The 26,381-nt window shown below is 66.4% G+C and carries 20 protein-coding genes and 1 tRNA gene; 20 read left to right on the top strand and 1 reads right to left on the bottom strand.

Annotation, left to right across the window (positions count from 1 at the left end; all coding sequences use genetic code 11):
- Positions 1-9 precede the first annotated feature (9 nt).
- From nuoF to rbfA, 14 genes are all read left to right on the top strand, one after another.
- On the top strand, positions 10-1,323 hold the full coding sequence (nuoF, locus tag OD750_RS22150; protein ID WP_263544265.1) for an NADH-quinone oxidoreductase subunit NuoF: 1,314 nt from the start codon (positions 10-12) through the stop codon (positions 1,321-1,323).
- Positions 1,324-1,336: 13 nt separating this feature from the next.
- Positions 1,337-3,661 (top strand): NADH-quinone oxidoreductase subunit NuoG, encoded by a 2,325-nt coding sequence (gene nuoG / locus OD750_RS22145; protein ID WP_263544264.1) that lies wholly within the window; start codon positions 1,337-1,339, stop codon positions 3,659-3,661.
- A gap of 4 nt (positions 3,662-3,665) precedes the next feature.
- The gene (gene nuoH, locus OD750_RS22140) at positions 3,666-4,700 is read left to right on the top strand and encodes an NADH-quinone oxidoreductase subunit NuoH (protein WP_263544263.1); all 1,035 of its coding nucleotides are present in this window, start codon (positions 3,666-3,668) and stop codon (positions 4,698-4,700) included.
- The gene (nuoI, locus tag OD750_RS22135) at positions 4,697-5,185 is read left to right on the top strand and encodes an NADH-quinone oxidoreductase subunit NuoI (protein WP_263544262.1); all 489 of its coding nucleotides are present in this window, start codon (positions 4,697-4,699) and stop codon (positions 5,183-5,185) included. The genes nuoH and nuoI overlap by 4 nt, the downstream gene beginning before the upstream one ends.
- A 16-nt stretch (positions 5,186-5,201) precedes the next feature.
- Positions 5,202-5,834, top strand: coding sequence for an NADH-quinone oxidoreductase subunit J (locus tag OD750_RS22130; protein ID WP_263544261.1), 633 nt, complete (start codon positions 5,202-5,204; stop codon positions 5,832-5,834).
- A complete protein-coding gene (gene nuoK / locus OD750_RS22125; RefSeq protein ID WP_263544260.1) occupies positions 5,831-6,136 on the top strand; it encodes an NADH-quinone oxidoreductase subunit NuoK in 306 nt (101 codons plus the stop codon). The genes OD750_RS22130 and nuoK overlap by 4 nt, the downstream gene beginning before the upstream one ends.
- 6 nt (positions 6,137-6,142) lie before the next feature.
- The gene (gene nuoL, locus OD750_RS22120) at positions 6,143-8,194 is read left to right on the top strand and encodes an NADH-quinone oxidoreductase subunit L (protein ID WP_263544259.1); all 2,052 of its coding nucleotides are present in this window, start codon (positions 6,143-6,145) and stop codon (positions 8,192-8,194) included.
- 25 nt (positions 8,195-8,219) lie between these two features.
- Complete coding sequence (locus OD750_RS22115; RefSeq protein WP_263544258.1) at positions 8,220-9,737, top strand: NADH-quinone oxidoreductase subunit M; 1,518 nt, start codon at positions 8,220-8,222, stop codon at positions 9,735-9,737.
- A 10-nt stretch (positions 9,738-9,747) separates the two neighbouring features.
- The gene (gene nuoN / locus OD750_RS22110) at positions 9,748-11,190 is read left to right on the top strand and encodes an NADH-quinone oxidoreductase subunit NuoN (RefSeq protein WP_263544257.1); all 1,443 of its coding nucleotides are present in this window, start codon (positions 9,748-9,750) and stop codon (positions 11,188-11,190) included.
- A gap of 60 nt (positions 11,191-11,250) precedes the next feature.
- Positions 11,251-11,327 (top strand) — tRNA-Met (locus OD750_RS22105).
- 167 nt (positions 11,328-11,494) lie between these two features.
- Positions 11,495-12,016 carry a ribosome maturation factor RimP gene (gene rimP, locus OD750_RS22100; RefSeq protein ID WP_263544389.1) on the top strand — a complete coding sequence of 174 codons (522 nt, stop codon included), beginning with the start codon at positions 11,495-11,497 and terminating at the stop codon, positions 12,014-12,016.
- 44 nt (positions 12,017-12,060) lie between these two features.
- Complete coding sequence (gene nusA / locus OD750_RS22095; RefSeq protein WP_263544256.1) at positions 12,061-13,551, top strand: transcription termination factor NusA; 1,491 nt, start codon at positions 12,061-12,063, stop codon at positions 13,549-13,551.
- Between the two features lie 57 nt (positions 13,552-13,608).
- Positions 13,609-16,464: a translation initiation factor IF-2 gene (gene infB, locus OD750_RS22090; RefSeq protein WP_263544255.1), complete on the top strand. Its 2,856-nt coding sequence runs from the start codon at positions 13,609-13,611 to the stop codon at positions 16,462-16,464.
- A gap of 147 nt (positions 16,465-16,611) precedes the next feature.
- The gene (rbfA, locus tag OD750_RS22085; protein WP_263544254.1) at positions 16,612-16,974 is read left to right on the top strand and encodes a 30S ribosome-binding factor RbfA; all 363 of its coding nucleotides are present in this window, start codon (positions 16,612-16,614) and stop codon (positions 16,972-16,974) included.
- A 16-nt stretch (positions 16,975-16,990) separates the two neighbouring features.
- Here rbfA and OD750_RS22080 read toward each other — a convergent pair whose 3' ends face one another.
- A complete protein-coding gene (locus OD750_RS22080; RefSeq protein ID WP_263544253.1) occupies positions 16,991-17,593 on the bottom strand; it encodes an ECF-type sigma factor in 603 nt (200 codons plus the stop codon).
- Between the two features lie 150 nt (positions 17,594-17,743).
- Between OD750_RS22080 and truB the strand changes: the two genes are divergently transcribed.
- The 6 genes from truB (at position 17,744) to OD750_RS22050 (ending at position 26,258) form a co-directional block, all read left to right on the top strand.
- Positions 17,744-18,670, top strand: coding sequence for a tRNA pseudouridine(55) synthase TruB (gene truB / locus OD750_RS22075; RefSeq protein WP_263544252.1), 927 nt, complete (start codon positions 17,744-17,746; stop codon positions 18,668-18,670).
- A gap of 153 nt (positions 18,671-18,823) precedes the next feature.
- The gene (rpsO, locus tag OD750_RS22070) at positions 18,824-19,090 is read left to right on the top strand and encodes a 30S ribosomal protein S15 (RefSeq protein ID WP_263544251.1); all 267 of its coding nucleotides are present in this window, start codon (positions 18,824-18,826) and stop codon (positions 19,088-19,090) included.
- A 24-nt stretch (positions 19,091-19,114) separates the two neighbouring features.
- Positions 19,115-21,220, top strand: coding sequence for a polyribonucleotide nucleotidyltransferase (gene pnp, locus OD750_RS22065; protein ID WP_263544250.1), 2,106 nt, complete (start codon positions 19,115-19,117; stop codon positions 21,218-21,220).
- Positions 21,221-21,334: 114 nt separating this feature from the next.
- Complete coding sequence (gene phaE / locus OD750_RS22060) at positions 21,335-22,381, top strand: class III poly(R)-hydroxyalkanoic acid synthase subunit PhaE (protein ID WP_263544249.1); 1,047 nt, start codon at positions 21,335-21,337, stop codon at positions 22,379-22,381.
- 7 nt (positions 22,382-22,388) lie between these two features.
- Complete coding sequence (gene phaC, locus OD750_RS22055; RefSeq protein ID WP_263544248.1) at positions 22,389-23,453, top strand: class III poly(R)-hydroxyalkanoic acid synthase subunit PhaC; 1,065 nt, start codon at positions 22,389-22,391, stop codon at positions 23,451-23,453.
- Between the two features lie 744 nt (positions 23,454-24,197).
- On the top strand, positions 24,198-26,258 hold the full coding sequence (locus tag OD750_RS22050; RefSeq protein ID WP_263544247.1) for an autotransporter outer membrane beta-barrel domain-containing protein: 2,061 nt from the start codon (positions 24,198-24,200) through the stop codon (positions 26,256-26,258).
- Positions 26,259-26,381 lie beyond the last annotated feature (123 nt).

Below are 26,381 nucleotides of genomic sequence, written 5' to 3'. Positions count from 1 at the left end.
CGAAGCGCTATGGCATTCGGACCGGCACCACAAGAACATCAGGTCGTCTACACCACGCTGCATTTCGATCAGCCGTGGACGTACGACAACTACGTCAAGGTCGACGGCTACAAGGCCTGGCGCAAGATTCTCGCCGAAAAGCCCGACCCGGCGACGCTGATCGAAGAGGTCAAGAAGAGCGCGCTGCGCGGTCGCGGCGGCGCCGGCTTTCCGACCGGCCTGAAGTGGTCGTTCATGCCGCGCACGGCGCCGGGCCAGAAGTATATTCTTTGCAATTCCGACGAGTCGGAACCGGGCACCGCGAAGGACCGCGACATCCTGCGCTTCAATCCGCATTCCGTCGTCGAGGGTCTTGCGATCGCGTGCTACTGCACCGGTTCGACCGTGGCGTACAACTACCTGCGCGGCGAGTTCCATCACGAGCCGTTCGAGCATTTCGAAGCGGCGCTGAAGGAAGCCTACGCGCAGGGCCTGCTCGGCAGGAACATCCAGGGTTCGGGCATCGACGTCGACATCTTCTCGGCGCTCGGCGCCGGCGCCTACATCTGCGGCGAAGAAACCGCGCTGATGGAATCGCTCGAAGGCAAGAAGGGCCAGCCGCGCTTCAAGCCGCCGTTCCCGGCGAACTTCGGCCTGTACGGCCGGCCGACTACGATCAACAACACCGAAACCTACGCGTCGGTGCCGGCGATCCTGCGCAACGGCGCCGACTGGTTCCTCAATCTCGGCAAGCCGAACAACGGCGGCCCGAAGATTTTTTCCGTTTCCGGACATGTGAACAAACCCGGCAACTACGAAATCCGCCTCGGCACGTCGTTCAAGGACCTCCTGGCCATGGCCGGCGGCGTCAAGGGCGGTCGCCAGCTCAAGGCCGTGATTCCGGGCGGCTCGTCGATGCCGGTGCTGCCGGCCGCGACGATGCTCGAATGCACGATGGACTACGACTCGCTGCAGAAGGCGGGTTCGGGCCTGGGTTCCGGCGCGGTCATCGTGATGGACGAAACCACCTGCATGGTGCGTGCGTGCCAGCGCATCTCGCGCTTCTACTACGCCGAATCGTGCGGCCAGTGCACGCCGTGCCGCGAAGGCACCGGCTGGATGTACCGCATGCTCACGCGCATCGTCGAAGGCAAGGCGGAGCTCAACGATCTCAACGTGCTCAAGCAGGCCGCGGGCCAGATCGAAGGCCATACGATCTGCGCGTTCGGCGAAGCCGCCGCGTGGCCGGTACAGGGCATGCTGCGCCACTTCTGGCACGAATTCGAATACTTCATCGTCAACAAGCGCTCGCTCGTGGACGACCAGCTCGGCAAGGCCGCTTGAGGACGACGCAACGATGAGCGCCCAGCCCGTCAATCCGAACACGCCGCCCGATCACGTCAACATCGAGATCGACGGCAAGCCGATGTTCGCGCCGAAAGGCTCGATGATCATTCATGCCGCCGACAAGGCCGGCATCCCGATTCCGCGCTTCTGCTACCACGACAAGCTGGCGATCGCGGCCAACTGCCGCATGTGCCTCGTGGAAGTGGAGAAGTCGCCCAAGCCGATGCCGGCGTGCGCGACGCCGGTCATGGAAGGCATGAAGGTCCAGACGAAATCGGCGAAGGCGCTGAACTCGCAGCGCAACGTCATGGAGTTCCTGCTGATCAACCATCCGCTCGACTGTCCGATCTGCGATCAGGGCGGCGAGTGCGAGCTGCAGGACGTCTCGATGGGCTACGGCCGCTCCGTCAGCCGGTTCGTCGAGCGCAAGCGTTCGGTCGCCGACGAGGACATCGGCCCGCTGATCGCCACCGAGATGACGCGCTGCATCCAGTGCACGCGCTGCGTGCGCTTCGTCGGCGAAGTGGCCGGCACGTACGAACTCGGCGGCCTGAGCCGCGGCGAAAACCTCGAGATCGGCACGTACATCGGCAAGACGATCGAGAGCGAAATCGGCGGCAACATCATCGACGTGTGCCCGGTCGGCGCGCTGACGAACAAGGTGTTCCGCTTCCGCGCCCGCGCGTGGGAGCTGGTCGCCCGCGACGGCATCGGCTGGCACGACGCGCTCGGCTCGAACCTGTGGCTGCATACGCGCCGCGGCGAAGTGCTGCGCACGGTGCCGCGCGACAACGAAGCGATCAACGAGTGCTGGCTGTCGGACCGCGACCGCTACAGCCACCAGGGCCTCTACGCCGACGACCGCGCGCAGCAGCCGATGGTCAAGCGCAACGGCGGCTGGGTCGAAATCACGTGGGACCAGGCGCTCGCGCTGGTCGCCGAAAAATTGAAGGGCGTGCCGGGCGACCAGATCGGCGTGCTCGTGCACCCGGCGACGTCTACCGAGGAAGGCCATCTCGTCGCGCAGATCGCCAAGGGCCTGGGTTCGCGCAACCTCGATCATCGCCTGCGCCAGCTCGACTTCGCGGACGACGCGTCGGGCTTCGGCTTCGCAACGCCGGTCGCCGACATCGAGAAGGTCGGCGCGGCATGGCTCGTCGGCGCGAACCTGCGCCACGAACTGCCGCTCGTCAATCACCGCCTGCGCAAGGCCGCCAAGCGCGGCGCGAAGGTGTATGCGCTCGGCGCCGTCGACGTCGATTCGAACTACGACTTCGCCGGCAGCATCGTCGCGGCGCCGCATGCGCTCGTCGACGCCGCGCTCAAGCTCGCGAAGGCCGCCGGCGACCTGCCGGCCGAACTCGCGGCGCTCGCGAACGGCATCGACGTCGACGACGCCGCGCGCGCGACGATCAAGGCGCTGTCCGACGCGTCCGCGTCGATCGTCGTGTTCGGCGAAGCGGCCGCGATGCATCCGCAGGCGTCGATCCTGCGCGCCGCCGCGCGCTTCGTCGCCAAGGCCACCGACAGCGGCTACAACGAAGTGCCGCTCGGCGCGAACGCGCTGGGTCTCGCCGCGGTCGGCGTGCTGCCGCAGGGCGGACTCGACGCGCAGGCGATGCTGCGCGATCCGCGCAAGGCGTATGTCGTGTACGGCGCCGAAGCGCCGTTCGACTTCGCCGACGGCGGTCTCGCGATGACGAGCCTCGCGCGCGCCGAGACCGTGATCGCGTTCGACGCCTACGCCAGCGAGCAGCTGCGCGCGATCGCGACGCTGATCCTGCCGATCGCCGCGCTGCCGGAAACCGACGCGACGCTGACCAATCTCAACGGCATCGTGCAGACGGTCGCCGCCGGCGCGAAGGCGCCGGGCGAAGCGCGGCCGGGCTGGAAGGTGCTGCGCGCGGTCGGTGCGAAGCTCGGCGTCGCCGGCTTCGAGTTCACCGAAATCGCCGAGGTGCGTGCGCAGTTTGCGGGCAAGTCCACGAATGCACACGCGAACGGCAAGGTCGCCGGGCGCGGCAAGGCCGAGGGCCTTGCGCGCATCGTGACGGTGCCGATCTACCGCAGCGACGCGACGCTGCGCCGCAGCGCCGCGCTGCAGGCGCATCCGCTGACGCAGGGCGGTCGCGTCGCGCTGCACCCGGAAGACGCGCTCGCGCTCGGCCTCGCCGACGGCGCGGTGGCGAAGGTGTCCGGTCCGGCCGGCACCGCGACGCTGCCGGTCGCCGTTACGCGCGCCGTGCCGCGCGGCGGCGCGTGGATCGAGGCGGCCTATACCGAAACCGCAGCGCTGCCGGCTTACGGCGCCGCGCTCAGCATCAGCAAGGCTTGACGACATGTCCAACGATCTGATCCTCGTCGCCTGGACCCTCTTCAAGATCCTGGCCATCGCCGTTCCGCTGATCCTCGCGGTCGCGATGTACGTGTACTGGGAACGCAAGGTCATCGGCTGGATGCACGTGCGCAACGGACCGAACCAGGTCGGTCCGCTCGGCCTGCTGCAGGCGTTCGCCGACGTGTTCAAGCTGCTGTTCAAGGAAATCACCGTCCCCGACCAGGCCGGCAAGTTCCTGTTCTACCTCGCACCGGTCGCCGCGCTCGCGCCGGCGTTCGCCGCGTGGGCCGTGATCCCGTTCGACCAGGGCATGGCGCTCGCGAACGTCAACGCGGGCCTCTTGTACCTGCTCGCGATGACCTCGCTCGGCGTGTACGGCATCATCCTCGCGGGTTGGGCGTCGAACTCGAAGTACGCGTTCCTCGGCGCGATGCGCGCGGCGGCGCAGGTCGTCAGCTACGAAATCTCGATGGGCATGGCGCTGGTGTCGGTGCTGATCCTCGTCGGCAGCCTCAACATGAGCGACATCGTCAACGCGCAGGCCGGCAGCAAGGGCCTGTTCGACTGGTTCTGGCTGCCGCTGCTGCCGATGTTCGTCATCTACTTCGTGTCGGGCGTGGCCGAAACCAATCGCGCGCCGTTCGACGTCGCCGAAGGCGAGTCGGAAATCGTCGCCGGCTTCCACGTCGAATACTCGGGTTCCGCGTTCGCGATCTTCTTCCTCGCCGAATACGCGAACATGATCCTGATCTCGTTCCTGTCGTCGGTGCTGTTCCTCGGCGGCTGGCTCTCGCCGTTCCAGGGCTGGGGGCTCGGGTTCCTGTCCGTCGGCGGCTGGTGGTGGCTCTTCGTCAAGGCCTTCGTCATGGCGTTCCTGTTCCTGTGGTTCCGCGCGACGTTCCCGCGCTACCGCTACGACCAGATCATGCGCCTGGGCTGGAAGGTCTTCATTCCCATCGCGATCGCGTGGATTTTCGCCACGGGCCTCATGGCCTACTACGGCGTCGTCACCGTCGGTTCGGAAGTTCGCCCATGAATCGCATCGTCTCGTACATCAAGAGCCTGTTCCTGCTCGAACTGCTGGCCGGCCTGTGGCTGACCGCGAAGTACTTCGTCAAGCCGAAGTACACGATGCAGTACCCGATGGAAAAAATTCCGAAGTCCAATCGCTTCCGCGGCCTGCACGCGCTGCGCCGCTACGCGAACGGCGAAGAGCGCTGCATCGCCTGCAAGCTGTGCGAAGCGGTGTGCCCGGCGCTTGCGATCACGATCGATTCGGAGCCGCGCGCCGACGGCCAGCGCCGCACCACGCGCTACGACATCGACCTCTTCAAGTGCATCTTCTGCGGCTTCTGCGAGGAAAGCTGCCCGGTCGACTCGATCGTCGAGACGGACATCCACGAATACCATTTTGAAAAACGCGGCGAAAACATCCTGACCAAACAGAAGTTGCTCGCGCTCGGCGACCGCTACGAAGCGGAAATCGCCAAGTCGCGCGAGCAGGATGCGGCCTTCCGCTGAGCGCCCGGAGAACGTGATGACGCTACAGCTGATCTGCTTCTACGCCTTCGCCGCCGTCATGGTCGCCTCCGCGCTCGCGGTCGTGACCGTGCGCAACACGGTGCACGCGGTGCTGTTCCTCGTGCTGACCTTCTTCACCGCCGCCGCGACGTGGATCCTCGCCGAGGCCGAGTTTCTCGGCATCGCGCTGATCGTCGTCTACGTCGGCGCGGTGATGGTGCTGTTCCTGTTCGTCGTGATGATGCTCGACATCAAGCCCGAGTCGATGCGCGAAGGCTTCATCCGGTTCCTGCCGGTCGGCGTCGTCGTCGCGGCGGTGATGCTGGTGGAAATGCTCGGCCTCATCGGCGTCAAGGCGATGGCCGCGAAACAGATGCCGGCCGATCCGGCCGTCGCCGACGGCGTCGCGCAGAACACCGCGTGGCTCGGCAAGGCGCTGTACACGCAGTTTTTGCTGCCGTTCGAGATCGCCGCGCTGATCCTGACCGTCGCGCTGGTCGCCGCCGTCGCGCTGACGCATCGCAAGCGCACCGGCGTCAAGACGCAGAAGCCGGGCGAGCAGGTGCGGGTCATGCGCGAAGACCGCATCCGCATCGTCAAGATGGCGGCCGAAACGCCCACGAATCCGACGACGGGAGAGTCCGCATGATCACGCTCGCGCATTACATCGTGCTCGGCGCGATCCTGTTCTGCATCTCGGTCGCCGGCATCTTCATCAACCGCAAGAACGTCGTCGTGCTGCTGATGGCGATCGAGCTGATGCTGCTCGCCGTGAACATGAACTTCGTCGCGTTCTCGCGCTTCCTGGGCGATCCGTCGGGCCAGGTGTTCGTGTTCTTCATCCTCACCGTCGCCGCGGCGGAAACCGCGATCGGCCTTGCGATCCTGGTCGTGCTGTTCCGCAACCGCAGCACCATCAACGTGGCCGAAATCGATTCGATGAAGGGTTAAGCCGACATGATCACGCCCAAGCTCATCCTCATCGTCATCGCGCTCGCGCCGCTCTTCGGCGCGATCGTCGCGGGCCTCTTCGGCAGTCGCGTCGGCCGGGCCGGCGCGCACAGCGTCACCATCGCCGGCGTCGGCGTATCGTTCCTGCTGTCCTGCTACGTGCTCTACCAGCTCGCCACGGGCGGGTGGGGCGTGTTCAACGAAAACCTCTACACGTGGTTCCAGGTCGGTCCGCTGAGCGCGAACGTCGGCTTCCTCGTCGATCGCCTGACGGCGGTCATGATGGTGGTCGTCACGTCGGTGTCGCTGCTCGTGCACGTCTACACGATCGGCTACATGGCCGAAGATCCGGGCTACCAGCGCTTCTTCAGCTACATTTCGCTGTTCACGTTCTCGATGCTGATGCTCGTCATGAGCAACAACTTCATGCAGCTGTTCTTCGGCTGGGAAGCGGTCGGCCTCGTGTCGTATCTGCTCATCGGTTTCTGGTTCAAGCGCCCGAGCGCGATCTTCGCGAACATGAAGGCGTTCATCGTCAACCGCGTGGGCGACTTCGGGTTCCTGCTCGGCATCGCGGCGGTGCTTTACTGGTTCGGCTCGCTCGACTACACGCAGGTGTTCAACGCCGCGCCGACGACGCTGCCGGGCAAGAGCCTGGAGCTGATCGCCGGCCATCCGTGGGCCGCGGCGACCGTCATCGGCGTGCTGCTGTTCATCGGTGCGATGGGCAAGTCGGCGCAGGTGCCGCTGCACGTGTGGCTGCCCGACTCGATGGAAGGCCCGACGCCGATCTCCGCGCTGATCCACGCCGCGACGATGGTGACGGCGGGCATCTTCATGGTCGCGCGCATGTCGCCGCTGTACGAGCTGTCGGACGCCGCGCTGTCGTTCGTCATGGTCATCGGCGCGACGACCGCGCTGTTCACCGGCCTCATCGGCATCGTGCAGAACGACGTCAAGCGCGTCGTGGCGTATTCCACGTTGTCGCAATTGGGATACATGACCGTCGCGCTCGGCGTGTCGGCGTATTCCGCGGCGATCTTCCATCTCATGACGCACGCGTTCTTCAAGGCGCTGCTGTTCCTCGGCGCGGGCTCGGTCATCATCGCGATGCACCACGAGCAGGACATGCGCCACATGGGCGGCCTGAAGAAGTACCTGCCGATCACGTTCGCGACGGCCTGGATCGGCACGCTCGCGCTGACCGGCTTCCCCGGCTTCTCGGGCTTCTTCTCGAAGGACGCGATCATCGAGGCGGCGCACGAATCGCATCGCTGGGGTTCGGGCTACGCGTACTTCTGCGTGCTCGTGGGCGTATTCGTCACCGCGCTGTACAGCTTCCGCCTGATCTACCTGACGTACCACGGCAAGGAGCGCTTCGTCGTCGAGGACAAGCACCACGGCCATGGTCACGACGCGCACCACGGCGACGCGCACGACGATCACCATGGCCATCACGAGCCGGGTCATCTCGAACACGCGCCGCACGAGCCGGGCTGGGTCGTCTGGCTGCCGCTGGTGCTGCTGGCGATTCCGTCGATCGTCGCGGGCTGGTGGATCGGCCCGATGGTCTACGGCGACTTCTTCGCCGGTGCGATCGCGAATGTGCATCCGGCCGGCGCGGAAGCCGCGCACGGCGCGCACGAATGGCACGGTCCGCTCGCGATGCTGGTGCACGGCCTGACGGCCGCGCCGTTCTGGTTCGCGGTCGCGGGTTTCGCGACGGCCACCTACGTGTACCTGTTCAATCCGTCGATCGCCGACAAGGCGGCCAAGGCGTTCGCGCCGCTGTACCGGCTGCTGCAGAACAAGTACGGCATCGACGATCTGTATTTCGCGATCTTCGCGCGCGGCGGCGTCGGCCTCGGCCGCGGGCTGTGGCGCGGCGGCGACGTCGCGGTGATCGACGACGGCATCGTCAACGGCTCGGCTTCGCTCGTCGCGCGCGTCGCGGCGACGGTGCGCCGCGTGCAGTCGGGCTACCTGTACCACTATGCGTTCGCGATGATCGTCGGTTTGATCGTCCTCCTCGGCGGCTTCTGGCTGGCGGCGCGGTAAACCTCGGGACCAAGGGAAAATAACGATGTTTGCGAACTGGCCCCTCCTGAGTCTCATCATCTGGCTGCCGATCGTGGCCGCCGTGCCGACGCTGCTCGCCGGCGACAAGCGTCCGGATTCGGCGCGCTGGATCGCGCTCGCTGCCACCGTGCTCACGTTCCTTCTGAGCCTTGCGATCCTGCCGAACTTCGACGCGTCGTCGGCGGCGATGCAGCTGCAGGAAAAGCACCTGTGGATTTCAGTCCTCAACGTGCACTACCACCTCGGCGTCGACGGCATCTCGGTCGCGCTGGTGCTGCTCACGACGTTCACGAGCGTGCTCGTGATCGTCGGCGCGTGGGGTTCGATCGACGAGAAGGTGAGCCAGTACATGGCCGCGATGCTCGTGCTCGAAGGCCTCATGATCGGCGTGTTCTGCGCGATGGACGCGCTGGTGTTCTACGTCTTCTTCGAAGGCATGCTGATCCCGATGTTCATCCTGATCGGCGTGTGGGGCGGCGCGCGGCGCGTCTACGCGACGTTGAAGTTCTTCATCTACACGTTCTTCGGCTCGATCTTCATGCTGGTCGGCCTGATCTACCTGTACTTCAAGGCCGGTTCGTTCGACCTTGCGACGCTTGCGCAGGTGGGCCTGAACGCGAAGGAGCAGATGTGGCTGTTCTTCGCGTTCCTGATCGCGTTCGCGGTGAAGGTGCCGATGTGGCCGGTGCATACGTGGCTGCCGGACGCGCACGTCGAAGCGCCGACCGGCGGCTCGGTGGTGCTGGCCGCGATCATGCTCAAGATCGGCGGATACGGCTTCATCCGCTTCTCGCTGCCGATCACGCCGGACGCGAGCTTCGAGTACGCGTGGGTCGTCATTGCGATGTCGCTCGTCGCGGTCGTCTACGTCGGCTACGTCGCGCTCGTGCAGGAGGACATGAAAAAGCTGATCGCGTACTCGTCGATCGCGCACATGGGCTTCGTCACGCTCGGCATCTTCATCTCGCTCGCGCTCGTGCGCTCGCAGAACAACGAACTGGCGGCGCGCCTGGGCATGCAGGGCGCGATGGTGCAGATGATCTCGCACGGCTTCATTTCCGGCGCGATGTTCTCGTGCGTCGGCGTGCTGTACGACCGGCTGCACACGCGCATGATCCGCGACTACGGCGGCGTCGTTAACGTGATGCCGAAGTTCGCGACGATGTTCGTGCTGTTTGCGATGGCGAACTGCGGCCTGCCCGGCACGAGCGGCTTCGTCGGCGAGTTCTGGGTCATCCTCGCGGCGTTCCAGACGAACCCGTGGATCGCCGCGCTCGCCGCGTTCACGCTGATCATCGGCGCGGCGTACACGCTGTGGCTGGTCAAGCGCGTGATCTTCGGCGAAGTCGGCAACGACAAGGTCGCCAAGCTCGAAGACATGAACGGCCGCGAGACCTTCGTGCTCGCGTCGTTCGCCGCCGCCGTGCTGTTGTTCGGCCTGTGGCCGAAGCCGTTGTCGGATCTGATGGATGCGCCGATCGCCCATCTCGTGCAGCAGATACTCGTGAGCAAGGGCGCGTGAGGGAACGACCATGACCACCATCAGCCTGACCGACCTCTACACCCTGATTCCCGAGTCGTTCCTGACGCTCGCGATCTGCTTCATCCTGCTGTTCGACCAGTTTCTGAAGCCGGCGCAGCGCAACGTCACGCACTATCTGTCCATTGCGACGCTCGCGGTCACCGCATGGCTCGTGACGCGACACTACGGCGACGCGACCGCGTTCGGCGGCATGTTCGTGCACGACGGCATCGCCGACGCGCTGAAGCTGTTCGTGCTGCTGACGACCGCGCTGGTGTTCGTCTATGCACGCTCGTACCTCGCCGATCGCGGCCTCTACGTCGGCGAGTACTACGTGCTGTGCCTGTTCGCGGTGCTCGGCATGATGTTCCTCGTGTCGGCCGGCAGCCTCGTGATCGTGTACCTCGGCCTCGAGCTGCTGGCGCTGTCGTCGTATGCGCTCGTCGCGCTCAATCGCGATTCGCCGCTCTCGTCCGAAGGCGCGATGAAATACTTCGTGCTCGGCGCGCTCGCGTCGGGCATGCTGCTGTACGGCATGTCGATGGTCTACGGCGCGACCGGCACGCTCGACCTGAACAAGATCCACGCCGCCTCGGTCGCGGCGACGCAGCCCACGCTGCTGCTGTTCGGCGTGGTGTTCATCGTCGTCGGCATCGCGTTCAAGTTCGGCGCGGCGCCGTTCCACATGTGGCTACCGGACGTCTACCAGGGCGCGCCGACCGCGGTCACCGTGTTCATCGGTTCGGCGCCGAAGCTCGCCGCGTTCGGCATGGCGTACCGCCTGCTCGAATCGGGCCTGGGCGGTGCCGGTCCGCACTGGCAGCAGATGCTCGCCGCGCTCGCGGTCGCTTCGCTCGCGATCGGCAACATCGCGGCGATCATGCAGTCGAACCTGAAGCGCATGCTCGCGTACTCGACGATCTCGCATGTCGGCTTCCTGTTCCTCGGGCTCGTCAACGGCGCGCCGTCGGGCTATGCCGCCGCGATGTTCTACGCGATCAGCTATGCGCTGATGGCGGCGGTCGCGTTCGGCATGATCCTGCTGCTTTCGCGCGCCGGCTTCGAAGCCGAGGAGATCGAAGACTTCAAGGGCCTCAACCAGCGCGCGCCGTGGTATGCGTTCCTGATGTCGCTCACGATGTTCTCGCTCGCCGGCGTACCGCCGCTGTTCGGCTTCTTCGGCAAGCTGCTGGTGCTCAAGGCCGCCGTTGACTCGGGCCACGTGTGGCTCGCGATCGTCGGCGCGGTGTTCGCGATCGTCGGCATCTACTACTACCTGCGCGTGGTCAAGGTGATGTACTTCGACGACGCCGACGATGCGACGCCGCTCGCCGCGCCTTCCGATGCGCCGATGCGCTGGGTGATTTCGGTCAACGCCCTTGCATTGCTCGTGCTCGGCCTCACCTGGGGTCCTCTGTATGCCTGGTGCGCGCGTTCGTTCGGTATTTCGTAAGACTTCGTTGTGACAAAGGCTTGCGCGATTCCGTAACGCCACGTACAATTCCGTTTCTGATGCGGGGTGGAGCAGTCTGGCAGCTCGTCGGGCTCATAACCCGAAGGTCGCAGGTTCAAATCCTGCCCCCGCTACCAGTTTCAAGCGAAAGGCCACCACGTGTGGCCTTTTTGCTAGAACGACGACGGCTTGGCTCCACAGGCCCGTCCGAGCGCAGGATGCGCGCGTTGCCGATGTTGGGAAGCAAGACAACGGCGGACTACGGAATGGGCCTTAGTGCCCATTTTTTGTTTGTGTAAAACGGATCTGCGTGAAAGACGACGAACTGATACAACTGATCAACCCGATAGTCGCTGACCTCGGCCTCGAATGCCTCGGCATCGAGTACGCGCCGAGCCGCGGCAACAGCCTGCTGCGCGTCTACATCGACGTCGCCGACCGTCCCGTCACCATCGAAGACTGCGAAGCGGTCAGCCGCGAACTGTCGGCCCAGCTCGACGTCAACGATCCGATCGCCGGGCGCTACACGCTGGAAGTTTCGTCGCCGGGCATCGACCGGCCGCTGTTCACGCCGGCGCAGTTCGCGCGCTTCATCGGCGAAACCGCGAAGATCGCGCTGAACCTGCCGATGGACGGACGCAAGCGCCTGCAGGGGCCGATCCGCGCCGTCGAGGACGATCGCATCACGATCGAGCAGGACGGCACACCGGTCGTCGTGACGCACGACAATATCCAGAAAGCGAAACTGGTTCCCGATTACGCGGCGCTCGGCCTCGCGCCGGAAAAACCCAGACCGGGCGCGCCGAAGCGCAAACCGAACAAGTGAAAAAATCCGGACAACCAAGCGGTGCCGGGCGGAGTGACAAGCCGATGAGCAAAGAACTGTTGCTGGTAGTGGACGCCGTCGCGAACGAGAAGGGCGTCGACAAGGGCGTGATCTTCGACGCGATGGAGGCGGCGCTCGCGTCCGCCGCGAAGAAGCGCTACGTCGACCAGGACGTTGCGATCCGCGTCTCGATCAATCGCACCAACGGCGACTACGAAACCTTCCGCCGCTGGGAAGTCGTGGCCGACGACATCGTCATGGAATCGCCGGACCGCATGATCCGCATGATGGACGCCGAGGACGAAAAGCCCGGCAGCGAGATCGGCGACTTCGTCGAGCAGCCGATCGAGAATCCGGAATTCGGCCGCATCGCGGCGCAGGCGGCCAAGCAGGTGATCGTGCAGCGCGTGCGCGAAGCCGAGCGCGCGCAGGTGGTCGACGCGTTCCGCGACCGCGTGGGCGAGCTCATCACCGGCGTGGTCAAGCGCGTCGAGCGCGGCGCGGTGTACCTCGACCTCGGCGGCAACGCCGAAGCGTTCATCGCGCGCGACAAGACCATTCCGCGCGAAACCGTGCGCACCGGCGACCGCGTGCGCGGCTACCTGTACGACGTACGCGCCGAAGCGCGCGGTCCGCAGCTGTTCGTCTCGCGCACGGCGCCCGAGTTCATGATGGAGCTGTTCAAGCTCGAAGTGCCGGAAGTCGGCCAGGGCCTCGTCGAGATCAAGGCGTGCGCGCGCGACCCGGGCGACCGCGCGAAGATCGCGGTGCTCGCGACCGATACGCGCACCGACCCGATCGGCGCGTGCATCGGCATGCGCGGCTCGCGCGTGCAGGCCGTGTCGAACGAACTGAACGGCGAGCGCATCGACATCGTGCTGTGGAACGAAAACCCGGCGCAGTTCGTGATCAACGCGATGGCGCCGGCGGAAGTGCAGTCGATCATCGTCGACGAAGACAAGCACTCGATGGACATCGCGGTCGCCGAGGACAAGCTGTCGCAGGCGATCGGCCGCGGCGGCCAGAACGTGCGCCTGGCGAGCAAGCTGTCGGGCTGGCAGTTGAACGTCATGACCGAAGCGCAGGTGCGCACGAAGAGCGAGTCGGAGCAGGAATCGGCGCGCGAGTTGTTCATGCAGCGCCTGGAAGTGGACGCCGAGATCGCCGCGATCCTCGTGCAGGAAGGCTTCTCGACGGTCGAGGAAATCGCGTACGTGCCCACCGGCGAACTGCTGGCGGTCGAAGGTTTCGACGAGGACATCGTCGAGGAGCTGCGCGCGCGTGCGCGCGATGCGCTCCTGACCGAAGCGCTCGCCGTCGAGGAAGACATCGACGACCACAAGCCCGCCGACGACCTGCTGGCGGTCGAAGGCATGGAAGAATCGCTGGCCTATACGCTCGCGCAGCACGGTGTCGTGACGCGCGAGAACCTGGCCGACCTTGCGACCGACGAGCTGATGGAATTCGGCATCGACGGCGTCGACGAGGATCGCGCCCGAGCTTTGATCGTGGCGGCGCGTACCACCGAGACGTAATCCGATCGCGGAATACGTAGGGCGGTACCACGCGGTCGGATCACGGAGTAACCAAAAATGTCGGACGTCACCATCAAACAGCTCGCCCAGGTTCTGGGCACCCCGGTCGAGAAGCTTCTGTCGCAGCTCGCCGAAGCCGGCATGAGTTTCAACAACGCCGACCAGGTCATCAGCAGCACCGAAAAGGTGAAGCTGCTCGGCTTCCTGCGTCGCACCCACGGCAAGACCGAGCCGGTCGCCGAGGATTCCGCGCCGCGCCAGATCACGTTGAAGCGCAAGACGGTCAGCGAGATCACCGTCAACCAGGGCGCCGCGCGCGGCAAGACGGTCAACGTCGAAGTGCGCCAGAAGCGCACCTACGTCAAGCGCAGCGAAATGGACGACAAGGCGCCGAAGGTCGATTCCGACCGCGAAGAGGCGCTGCGCAAGCTGTCCGAATCGACGCTGCGCCGCGAAGGCGAGGAACTCGAGCGCCAGGCGCAGGAAAAGCGCCGCGCCGACGAGGAAGCGCGCGCCGCCGCGGTGGCCGCCGAAGAGCAGCGCAAGCGCGACGAAGAAGCGCGCCAGCGCGCCGTCGATGCACCGGGCGAAGCGCCCGCGGCAGCGACGGCGGCGCCCGAGGCGCCTGCCGTGCAGCCGCCTGTCGCGCAGCCGCCGGTCGCACCGGCGCAGCCGTCGTATCCTGCGCAGACGCAGTCGCCGCGTCCGTCGTATCCGCCGCGTCCTTCGGGTCCGGGCACGGGTCCGCGGACGGGTCCGGGCGCGCCGCGTCCGGGCGGTCCCGGTGCGCCGCGTCCGGGTGGACCGGGCGCGCCGCGTCCGGCGGGTCCGGGCGCCCCGCGTCCCGCGGCCGGTGCGAGCGATGCCCGCCCGCCGCGCCGCGACGAAGCGCCGCGCCATCACACCCCGCACCGGCCGCCGGCGCCCGCCGCCAAGCGTCCGGACGAACCGCGCAACGCCGCGGCCAAGGTCAAGCACGGTTCGCACCGCATGCAGGAAACCGATGCCGGCGATCACGCGCATCGCTTCGCCGGCGGCGAGCTGCATCTGACCGCCGACGAGCGCGCGCGCCGTTCCAACCGCAAGAAGCCGCGCGGCAAGCCGGACCTGAGCCGCTTCACCGACAAGCACGCGTTCTCGAAGCCGACCGCGCCGGTCGTGCGCGATGTCGCGATCGGCGACGCCATCATCGTGGCCGATCTCGCCGCGAAGATGGCGGTGAAGGGTTCCGACGTCGTCAAGGCGCTGTTCAAGATGGGCGTCATGGCGACGATCAACCAGGTCATCGACTACGACACCGCGTCGCTCGTCATCGAAGAGCTCGGCCACAAGGTGGTGCGTGCCGACGCCAACGATGCCGAGACCGCGCTGATCGCGCACTCGGAAGAAGGCCAGGGCGAGCGCGAATCGCGTCCGCCGGTCGTCACGATCATGGGTCACGTCGACCACGGCAAGACGTCGCTGCTCGACTACATCCGCCGCACGAAGGTGGCCGCGGGCGAAGCCGGCGGCATCACGCAGCACATCGGCGCGTACCACGTCACGACCGACAAGGGCGTGATCACGTTCCTCGACACGCCGGGCCACGCGGCGTTCACGCAGATGCGTGCGCGCGGCGCGAAGCTGACCGACATCGTCGTGCTGGTGGTCGCGGCCGACGACGGCGTCATGCCGCAGACGGTCGAGGCGGTCAAGCACGCGCGCGCCGCGAACGTGCCGCTGATCGTCGCGGTGAACAAGATGGACAAGCCGGAGAGCAACCCGGAGAACGTCAAGCAGGGCCTCGTGCAGCACGAAGTCGTGCCGGAAGAGTGGGGCGGCGACGTGCAGTTCGTGCCGGTGTCGGCGAAGACCGGCATGGGCGTCGACGCGCTGCTCGACGCGATTCTCGTGCAGTCCGAAGTGCTCGAACTCGGTGCCGTCGTCGACGGCCGCGCGAGCGGCGTGGTGATCGAATCGAGCCTCGACAAGGGCCGCGGCCCGGTCGCGACGGTGCTCGTGCAGTCCGGCACGCTCAAGAAGGGCGACTTCCTCGTCTGCGGCGTCGAGTACGGCCGCGTGCGTGCGATGTTCGACGAAACCGGCCGTCAGGTCGGCGAAGCCGGCCCGTCGATTCCGGTGCAGGTGCTCGGCCTCTCGGGCGTGCCCGACGCCGGCGACGACTTCGTCTCGGTCGACGACGAGCGCCTGGCGAAGGACGTCGCCCAGCAACGCCACCAGAAGCGTCGCGAAACGCGCCTGGTCAAGCAGAGCACGAAGCTCGAAGACATCATGGCGACGATGACGCAGGGCGGCGATCAGCAGACGCTGAACCTCGTCGTCAAGGCGGACGTGCAGGGTTCGGCCGAAGCGCTGCGCGAAGCGCTGACGAAGCTCACCAACGACCTCGTCAAGGTCAACGTGATCGTCTCGGGCGTCGGCGGCATCACCGAATCGGACGCGACGCTCGCGGCCGCGTCGAAGGCCACGATCATCGGCTTCAACGTCCGCGCCGACGCGTCGGCGCGCAAGCTGATCGAAGGCAACGGCCTCGACCTGCGCTACTTCTCGATCATCTACGACGTCATCGACCAGGTGAAGCAGGTCGCGTCGGGTCTCCTCGGCATGGAAGTGCGCGAAGAGATCATCGGCGTGGCGCAGGTGCGCGAAGTGTTCCGCAGCTCGAAGTTCGGCGCGGTGGCCGGCTGCATGGTCATCGAGGGTTTCGTCAAGCGCAACAAGCCGATCCGCGTGCTGCGCGACAACACGGTCGTGTTCCAGGGCGAACTCGAATCGCTGCGCCGCTTCAAGGATATCGTCGACGAAGTGCGCAACGGCATGGAATGCGGCATCGCGGTCAAGCAGTACAACGACGTGAAGGCCGGCGACCAGATCGAGTGCTTCGAACGCATCGAAGTGCAGCGCACGTTCTGATTCCGTCGAGGCCAGGCGTTCGGGGAGGCCGCGTGCCTCCCTACGTTCCCGCCGAACGCTTGCGGCGCAAGCGTTCGGCCGCTCCTTTGATTCGAAGGGAGCTCCAAAGCGGCGTGCTCGACGCAACGTCGCCCAGAGGTCGCCACCATGCCTAATTCTTTCAACCGCTCCGACCGCATCTCCGCGGAACTGCGCCGTCTCGTCGGCACGATGGTGCACGAGGTCGTGCGCGATCACGCACTGCCGTCGGTCAGCGTCTCCGACGTCGAAGCGTCGCGCGAACTCGATGTCGCGATCGTCTACGTGACCGCGCTGATCCCCGAGCAGGGCCGCCCGGCGGTGAAACTGCTCAACGAAATGGCGAAGGGTTTTCGCCGCGAACTGTCGCGCATCATGAAGCTGCGCCGCGTACCGGAACTGCGCTTCAAGTACGACGACTCGGTCGACAAGGGCGAGCGCATCGAAGCGCTGCTGCGCGCCGACAAGGAACGCGGTCCGGCGCCGGAGTGACGCGGCGCCGCGTCGCTCACGCGGTGCCGGCGATCTGGTCGCGCAGCCACGCGCGCGCGAACTGCCAGTCGCGCTTGGCGGTCGTCACCGAATAGCCGGCCGCGTCGGCCGCCTCGTCGATCGACAGGCCGCCGAAGAACCGCAGCTCGACGAGCTTCGCCGCGCGGCCGTCGATACGCGCCAGGCGCGTGAGCAGCCGGTCGAGATCGAGCAGGTCGACACCGGCCTCGGGCGTCGGCAGGTCTTCGATCGCATCCAGCGTGATCCGCTCGAATCCGCCGCCGCGTTTCTGCGCGAGGCGTTCGCGGCACGCGTCGACGAGCACGCTGCGGATCACGAGCGAGGCTACGGCGTAGAAATGCCGGCGGTCGTTGTAGTTCGCGGCCTGACGGCCGAACAGGCGCAGATAGCCTTCATGCACGAGTTCGGTCGGGCTGAGCGTGACGGCCGCGCCGCCGCGCAGGCTGCGCTGGGCCACGATGCGCAGCACCGGATAGACGGCCCGGATCAGCTCGGCCTCGGCATCGCCGTCGCCGGCGAGCCTGCGAGCGAGCAATTGGGTGATGGCCGCGGCGTCGGTGTCGTCCGGCAGGCGGTCCGGGATCAGTGAATCGTCCATGCGTAGGTATACGTCGCGTAAAGGGTACGGGGGTCGAATGCCGCCGCCACGCCGCAAGCATAGCGTTGCGCGGGCGTCGATTTTCGCGCGGGTCGGCCGGTTGTGGCCCGTTCGTGTCAAAATTCCCGGTTGTCGTTTACTTCTTGACGCATGAGCAGACCCAAAGACCCAACGATCTGGCGCGACGTGCACGGCATCGTGCTCGTGGACAAACCGCGAGGACTCAGCTCGAACCAGGCGCTGCAGAAGGTGCGCCGCCTGTTTCGCGCGGCGAAAGGCGGGCATACCGGCAGCCTGGACCCGCTCGCGACCGGTCTTTTGCCGGTCTGCCTGGGCGAGGCGACGAAGATCGCAGGCCACCTGCTCGGCGCGTCCAAGGCCTACGTCGCCGACGTGCGGCTCGGCGTGACGACGGCCACGGCCGACGCCGAGGGCGAAATCCTCGAAACGCGTCCGGTGCCGCCGCTCGACGCCGCGTCGATCGAACGCGCGCTCGCGCCGCTGCGCGGGCGCATCCGCCAGGTGCCGCCGATCTATTCGGCGTTGAAGCAGGACGGCGTGCCGCTGTACCGGCTCGCGCGCGAAGGCGTGCCGGTGCAGGTCGAGGCGCGCGAGGTCGAGGTGTTCCGGCTCGATCTCGTGCACCATGACGGCGCCGATCTGCGGCTGGCGGTCGAATGCGGCTCGGGCACCTACGTGCGCAGCCTCGCGCGCGATCTCGGCGAGGCGCTCGGGTGCGGTGCGCACCTGACCGCGCTGCGCCGCACCTGGGTCGAGCCGTTCCGCACGCCGGCGATGCGCACGCTCGCCGAACTCGAAGCGATCCGCGCCGCACACGGCGAGGCCGGGCTCGACGCGCTCGTGCTGTCGACCGACGCGGGCCTCGCCGCGCTGCCGCTCGTGGCGCTCGACGCCGCGCAGGCGTCGAAGCTGCGCCAGGGCCAGCCGGTAAAGCTGGGCGCGCCCGCGACGGCGCTGTGCCGCGTGCACGATGCCGGCGGCGTACTGGCCGCGCTCGGCGAAATCGACGCGAACGGCGTCCTGCGCGTGGTTCGCGGGCTCAATCTGCCCGGCTGAACGCGCCTCGCCGAACGTTGCAGACTTGTTGCGGCGCAACCGATGACGCTAAAATACCGCGCTTAATCGACTTTCATTTCCACGCGGGGCTTGTGCAACGCCATCGGTCGGTGTCGTTTCGCAAGCCTCGCCTCGCTCTCAAGGTTCACCAAGATGCTCAACGTAGAACAGACCCAGAAGATCCTCGCGGACTTCGGCCGCGTGCCGAACGACACCGGTTCGCCGGAAGTCCAGGTCGCGCTGCTGTCGGCGCGCATCGAAGCGCTGTCGGGCCACTTCTCCAAGCACGCCAAGGATCACCACTCGCGCCGCGGCCTGCTCAAGATGGTCAACCAGCGCCGCCGCCTCCTGGCCTATCTCAAGGCCAAGGACGCCACCCGTTACAAAACCCTGATCGAACGCCTCGGCATCCGCCGCTAAGCGAACAGCACCGAGGAGATGGCAGTGGCGAAAGTTTCGAAGTCGTTCCAGTACGGTAGTCACGAAGTCACACTGGAGACGGGCGAAATCGCCCGCCAGGCTGGCGGTGCGGTCATGGTCAGCATGGGGGGTACGGTCGTGCTCGTCGCGGCCGTCGCTGCTTCCAAGGCGCGCGAGGGGCAGGATTTCTTCCCCCTCACCGTCGACTATCAGGAAAAGTTCTATTCCGCCGGCCGCATTCCCGGCGGTTTCTTCAAGCGCGAAGGCCGTCCGACCGAAAAGGAAACGCTGACCTCGCGCCTGATCGATCGTCCGATCCGTCCGCTGTTTCCGGAAGAGTTCAAGAACGAAGTGCAGGTCATCGCGACCGTGCTGTCGCTGAACCCTGAAGTCGACGGCGACATCCCCGCGCTGATCGGCGCGTCGGCCGCCCTGGTTCTGTCGGGCGTGCCGTTCAAGGGCCCGATCGCGGCTGCCAAGGTCGGCTACGTCAACGGTCAGTACGTGCTGAACCCGTCGGTCTCCGAGCTCAAGACGTCCGATCTCGAACTCGTCGTCGCCGGCACCGCCAACGCCGTGCTGATGGTCGAATCCGAGGCCAAGCTGCTGTCCGAAGACGTCATGCTCGGCGCGGTCACGTTCGGCCACCGGCAAATGCAGATCGCGATCAACGCGATCAACGAATTCGCCGCCGAAGCCGGCCGCAAGAACTTCACCTGGTCGGCCCCGGCCCGTAACGACGCGCTGTACGGCGCGCTCGAAGCGGCCATCGGCACGCGCTTCGCCGAGGCGTTCCAGATCCGCGACAAGCTCGCCCGCCGCGACGCCGTTTCGGCGCTCAAGGCCGACGTCAAGGCCGCCTTGGCCGAACAGGCCGCCGCCAACGGCTGGACCGACGGCGAAATCGGCGCCGCGTTCGGCGACGTCGAATACCGCACGCTGCGCGACGGCGTGCTGAAGACGAAGGTCCGCATCGACGGCCGCGCGCTCGACACGGTGCGTCCGATCGCGATCCGCGTCGGCGTCCTGCCGCGCACGCACGGCTCGGCGCTGTTCACGCGCGGCGAAACGCAGGCGCTCGTGACGGTCACGCTCGGCACGACGAAGGATTCGCAGATCATCGACGCGCCGGAAGGCGAATCGAAGGATCCGTTCCTGTTCCACTACAACTTCCCGCCGTACTCGGTCGGCGAAACCGGCCGCATGGCCGGCCCGAAGCGCCGCGAAATCGGCCACGGCCGTCTCGCCAAGCGCGGCGTGCAGGCCGTCAAGCCGACGATGGAATCGTTCCCGTACGTGCTGCGCGTGGTCTCGGAAATCACCGAGTCGAACGGCTCGTCGTCGATGGCCTCGGTCTGCGGTTCGTCGCTCGCGATGATGGACGCCGGCGTGCCGCTGACGGCGCCGGTCGCCGGTATCGCGATGGGCCTCGTCAAGGAAGGCGACGACTTCGTGGTCCTGTCGGACATCCTCGGCGACGAAGATCATCTCGGCGACATGGATTTCAAGGTGGCCGGTACCGATTCGGGCGTCTCGGCGCTGCAGATGGACATCAAGATCGACGGCATCACCGAAGAAATCATGCGCGTGGCGCTCGACCAGGCCAAGCGCGGCCGTCTGCACATCCTCGGCGAAATGAACAAGGTCATCACCTCGGCGCGCTCGGAAATGAGCGAATACGCGCCGCGCCTGCTGACCATGCGCATCCACCCGGACAAGATCCGCGAAGTCATCGGCAAGGGCGGTTCGGTCATCCGCTCGATCACCGAAGAAACCGGCACGACGATCGACATCCAGGACGACGGCACGATCGTCATCGCCTCGGTCAACCGCGCCGCCGCCGACGAGGCGAAGAAGCGCATCGACATGATCGTTTCCGACGTCGAGCCGGGCCGCATCTACGAAGGCAAGGTCGCCAAGCTGATGGACTTCGGCGCTTTCGTGACCATCCTGCCCGGCAAGGACGGCCTCGTGCACGTCTCGCAGATTTCCAACGAGCGCGTCGAGAAGGTTTCGGACAAGCTCAAGGAAGGCGACATCGTGAAGGTCAAGGTGCTCGAAGTCGACAAGCAGGGCCGCATTCGCCTGTCGATGAAGGCCGTGACCGAAGAAGAGCAAGGCGCCGCTTGATTCTCGCGCCGATGCATGCAAAGAAGCCGGCTTCGTGCCGGCTTTTTTGTGGACGAATATTGTTGCGATGCAACATCGCGCCGATGTAGCATGCCGCGCCACCGTGGAGGGTGTATGACGACGACGCCGCAAGACTGGTTCAAGCAGTGGGAGGCGCTCTCGCAGCGCTACTGGGACGGTTGGAAGAATCAGGGCGTGAGTCCCCCGGGCTTCGACGCGAACGCGCCGTGGCAGGCGGGTCTGGAACAGTGGGCGAAGCTGTTCGCGCCGGCCGTGCCGGCGCAGGGCGACGTCGTCGAGCGCGTCACCGCGAACGCGAAGGCTTACATGGCGCTGATGCAGTCGATGATCGGCGCCGCCGCCGGCCAGCAGCACGCCGGCGCGAATCCCGCCGCCGCGTGGACCGAGGCGCTCAAGAGCGGCTTCAACATGCCCGGACTCGATGCCGCATTGTTGAACAATCCACTGGCCGGCAATCTGCGCGATATCGCCGGGCAGGGCGCCCAGGGCTTCGAGCAGATGATGGCGCAGTTCGCCAAGAACGCCGGCGGCTCGCTGCGCAATGAGGCGCTCGCCGCGCTCGGCACGCCGACGTTCGGCCTCGCGCGCGAACACCAGGAGCGCTGGCAGCAGCTCGGCGCCGCGTGGATCGACTATCACGAGCAGACGAACCGCTACAACGCGCTGATCTTCAAGGCGAGCCAGAACGGATTCGAGCTCTTCCAGGGCAAGCTCGCCGAACGCGAAGAGCCGGGCCGCCAGCTCGACTCGGTCAAAGCCGTCTACGACCTGTGGGTCGACGCGGCCGAAGAGGCGTACGCGCAGATCGCGCTGTCCGACGAATTCCGCAAGGCGTACGGCGCGATGGTCAACGCGCAGATGCGCGTGCGCTCGCTCGTGCAGACCGAAATCGAACAGCAGACGCGCCAGCTCGGCATGCCGACGCGCACCGAGCTGAAGGGTGTCGAGAAATCGCTGCACGAAGTACGCCGCACGATCAAGGCGAACCGCGAGGCGCACGACGCCGGCCTTGCCGCCGAAGTCGCCGCGCTGCGTGCCGAACTCGCCGCGCTCAAGCGCGAGATCGGTGCCAAGCCCGCCGCACCGGCCGCCGAAAAGTCCGACGGCGGCGCCGCCAAGCCTTCCAAGAACAAGCGCTGAGGATGTCATGGGCCCGATCCGCATCGAACCGCAAAAGGCGCTCGACGAGGCGCTGAAACTGCAGCAGAAACTGTCGGCCGCGACGCAGACGCTGCGCTCGCTCGATCCGGTGACGTTCGGCGTGACGCCGAAGGAAGCCGTGTTCAAAGACGACAAAGTGACTTTGTACCGTTTCAAGGGCGCCAAGGCGCCGACCGCGAAGACGCCGCTCTTGATCTGCTACGCGCTGGTCAACACGCCGTACATGGTCGATCTGCAGGACGACCGCTCGCTGGTCAAGAACCTGCTGGCGCTCGGCGAGGACGTGTATCTGATCGACTGGGGCTATCCCGACGGTTCGGACAAGTACCTGTCGCTCGACGACTACATCAACGGCTACCTGCGCCGCTGCGTCGACTTCCTGCGCGCCTCGCACGGCGTGGACGCGATCAACCTGCTCGGCATCTGCCAGGGCGGCGCGTTCTCGCTGTGCTTCACGTCGATCTATCCCGACAAGGTGAAGAACCTGGTCACGATGGTGACGCCGGTCGACTTCCACACGCCGGACAACATGCTGTCGCACTGGACGCGCGAGCTCGACGTGGATCTCTTCGTCGATACGCTCGGCAACGTGCCGGCCGATCTGATGAACTACTGCTATCTCACGCTCAAGCCGGTGCGGCTGAACCAGCAGAAGTACATCGGCCTCATCGACATCCTCGACAACAAGGCCGAGCTGGAGAACTTCCTGCGGATGGAAAAGTGGATCTTCGACTCGCCCGACCAGGCCGGCGAAGCGTTCCGCCAGTTCATCAAGGATTTCTATCAGGGCAACAAGCTCGTCAACGGCGGGCTGTCGATCGGCGACAAGCCGGTGGACCTCAAAAACATCCGCCAGCCGGTGCTGAACATTTTCGCCGAGCAGGATCATCTGGTGCCGCCTGCCGCGTCGCGCGCGCTCGAAAAAGTGGTCGGGACGACCGACTACTCGCAGATCGCGTTCAAGGGCGGGCATATCGGCATCTATGTTTCCGGGCGCGCGCAGCGGGATGTGCCGCCGGCGATTCATGAGTGGCTCGCTAAGCGGTCTTGAGGTTTTTGCTCTGGCTCGTCATCCCAGTGGACGCTGGGATCCAGCCTTTTCTTGTCGCTTTGTAGTTTTTGCCTGGCTTTGTACAAAGCGTTTCGCTCGCTGCCGCGAGCGAGCAGAGAGGGATTGCTTGTCCAATCCCTCTCTGCACTCTCCAAGGACACCCCGACGGCCGCGGTTTGCGGGCATCCGTGCCCGCAAACTTCGCGAGATCGCTCCGGGGTTCGTTGATGGGCCATCCATGGCCCGTCAACGAACTGCGCACATCCTGTGCGCACCCGCTGCGCGGGCTGATCCTCCGCAATCTCGCCGCGTCCGACGGGGCCCCGGGTAGAGCGGGCGGCTTCCTGCCGCCAGAAGCAACGGCAACAGCAACGGCCGAAGTTTGGCGCTTCTACAGAGCCGCCATACCGGCGAAGGCCGGTATCCAGCTTTTTGCGCAAAGTAAACACGTAAACACCAATTCACGCCGCGTATAGCCCTCTCCCCCAAGCTCCGCTTGGGGGAGAGGGTTGGGTGAGGGGGCGACGCTCGGGTCTTCGTTGCGATTCTGTCCCGGCGACATGCACGCTCACCGCATCCAGCGCACCGCTCCGTGGTCTGTGTCACGACCCTATTGCGAGAACGACATCGCATTGTCCGCGGACATCGTTTCGAGCCTTGCAACGGCAACGCATACCATCGGCACTCAAGGATCGACGAGACCGCGCTCGTCGAGCATCCGGTGAATCAAGTGAGAAATCTTCGATGAATGCGTCTCGATGCGCGACGACCGCGCTGGCTCTCGGCCTCGCCGCAACGGCGCCGGTCATGCATGCGGCGACGACCTATGCCGGAGCGGTCACCGGCGTGCAGGCGCACGACGCCCCGGGCGGTTCGGGCGGCTATTCGCCGGGCTATGCGATCCAGGCCGCCGCCGATCGACTGACCTACGTGCTCGGCGACGCCGACCGTATCGCGCCGGCCGCGGTCGCCGCCGGCGACGTCTTCGCGGTGAAGCTGCTCGCGTCGGCCGGATCGCTGCCGACGACCCTCGACGTGGCGGCCGGCACGGGCCTGCTCGACGTGGCGGCCGTGCGACCCGTGGCAGGCACGTGGGGCGTCGCGATCGGCATGGAGGTCGACGGCGGCAGCGTCACCGTCAACGGCCGCGCGAACGTCTACGCGCAGTCGGACGATCCCGTTCCGACGAGCGCGGCGCTCGGCGTTCGCGTCCGTTCGGGCTCGGCGACGTTCCAGGGCGCGGCCGACATCAGGACGTATACGCCGGGCTATTCCCAGGGCCTGTGGGTTTACCAGGGCGCCGTGAGCTTCAACGGTCCGGCGACCGTGCTGGCGCAGGCGCGCGGCGAGTCGACGACCGGCGTCTACAACGCCGGCGGCGGCGCGAGCCGGATCGATTTCAATCAAGGCGCGTCGATCGCCGCTCGTGCGATTTATCCGAGCGACAACGTACACGGCGTTTACAACGACAACCAGAACAGCCGGATCCGCGTCGTCGGCGCGCTGGATATCACGGCCGTCTCGCAAGGCTCGACGGCATTCGGCGTGCGCAACCAGGGGCTGCTGGAGGTCGCGGGCAACACCGTTGTCGCGGTCACCGGCCCGCGTTCGACGCACGGCATCGCGAATACGCATCGCACTGCGCGCATGAATTTCGGCGGCGACGTCGACATCGCGGTGACCAACACCGGCGGCTACGTGCCGTTCGGCAATCCGACCGCCGTCGGCAACGGCTATCCCGGAACATCGTACGTACGTTTCGACGGTGCCGTGACGGCCACCGTCGCCGCGACGACCGAAACCTATGCGATCGACAACGCGAGCACGCTGCAATTCACGTCGGCGACGAAGCGCGTGTCGCTTGCCGCCGCGTCGAGCTGCGGCACGTGCGACGTCTACGGAATCCGCAACCAGGGCGGCTCCGTGCAAGCGACGGGCGGCCTGATCGTGTCCGCGTCGGCCGCGAGCGCCGGCAAGGCGCATGCGATTCGCAACGTCGCGGCCGGCGGGCGCGGCGCCACGGTCGTCGTCAACGAAACGGCCGGTCAGCTCGTCCAGCTGGACGGCGACGTCGTGACGGGCGCGCTGCCCGGCGAAACCGGCACGGCCGCCACGCGTATCGTCCTGGCGGCGCCAGGCTCGTTCCTGCACGGCGGAATCGCGGGATACGCCAGTGCCGACGGGTACTACCACGCGGGCGATACCGAGCTGACGATCGGCCCCGGCGCGACGTGGCGGCATGACGGCGTCGACCATCGCGCGGATTTCGGCGGCGGCAAGCTGGCCGTTGCGGGGAGCGGCGTCGTCGACGCGACACGCCTGCTCGGCAACGTGCTTACGATCGACGGCGCGAGCGGGCAAGGCGCCGATGTCGCATTGTCGGATCGTGCGGTTTTGCGGATGTATACCGACGTGACGGGCGTCGCCGGGGCGCCCGCTGCGGGGCGTATCGTGTTTGGCGGCGGCGTCGGCCAGTTCGCGGCGCCGGGGACGGTGCGGATCGCCATAGTGCGCGATCCGCTGTTCGACAGCGGCGCGCTGGCGGATAACGATGCGCCGGTTCTCTATCCGATCGCCGCGTCGGTCGTCGTGGATGCGACGCCGGCGGCGGGCGGCGTCGCGGCGTTCGCTGCCGTTTCCGGACGCACGGAAGCGGTGGCCGTCACGGTCGGCGGCGCTGCGCGAACGGCATTGGTGCAACCTGCCGTTGCGCTCTCGGCGGATCGTCGGCAGATTCTTTTGAAGGGACTGCGAGTTCGCGTGTTGCCGCGCGACACGATTTTTCTGGGCGGGTTCGACGATTGATTGTCGGTCGAAACGCCGCGCGTTGGCGGTTGCCGTTGCAGTTGCTTCTGGCGGCAGGAAGCCGCCCGCTTCACCCGGGGCCCCATCTGCCGCGAGCAAGCGCCCGGTGATCAGGCCCGCAGG

It is taken from the genome of Tahibacter soli (assembly GCF_025717065.2).
In the GTDB taxonomy this organism is placed as follows: Bacteria; Pseudomonadota; Gammaproteobacteria; order Xanthomonadales; family Rhodanobacteraceae; genus Tahibacter; species Tahibacter soli.
The sequence above is the reverse complement of the archived record's forward strand: the minus strand, read 5'-3'. Positions and strand labels throughout refer to the sequence as shown.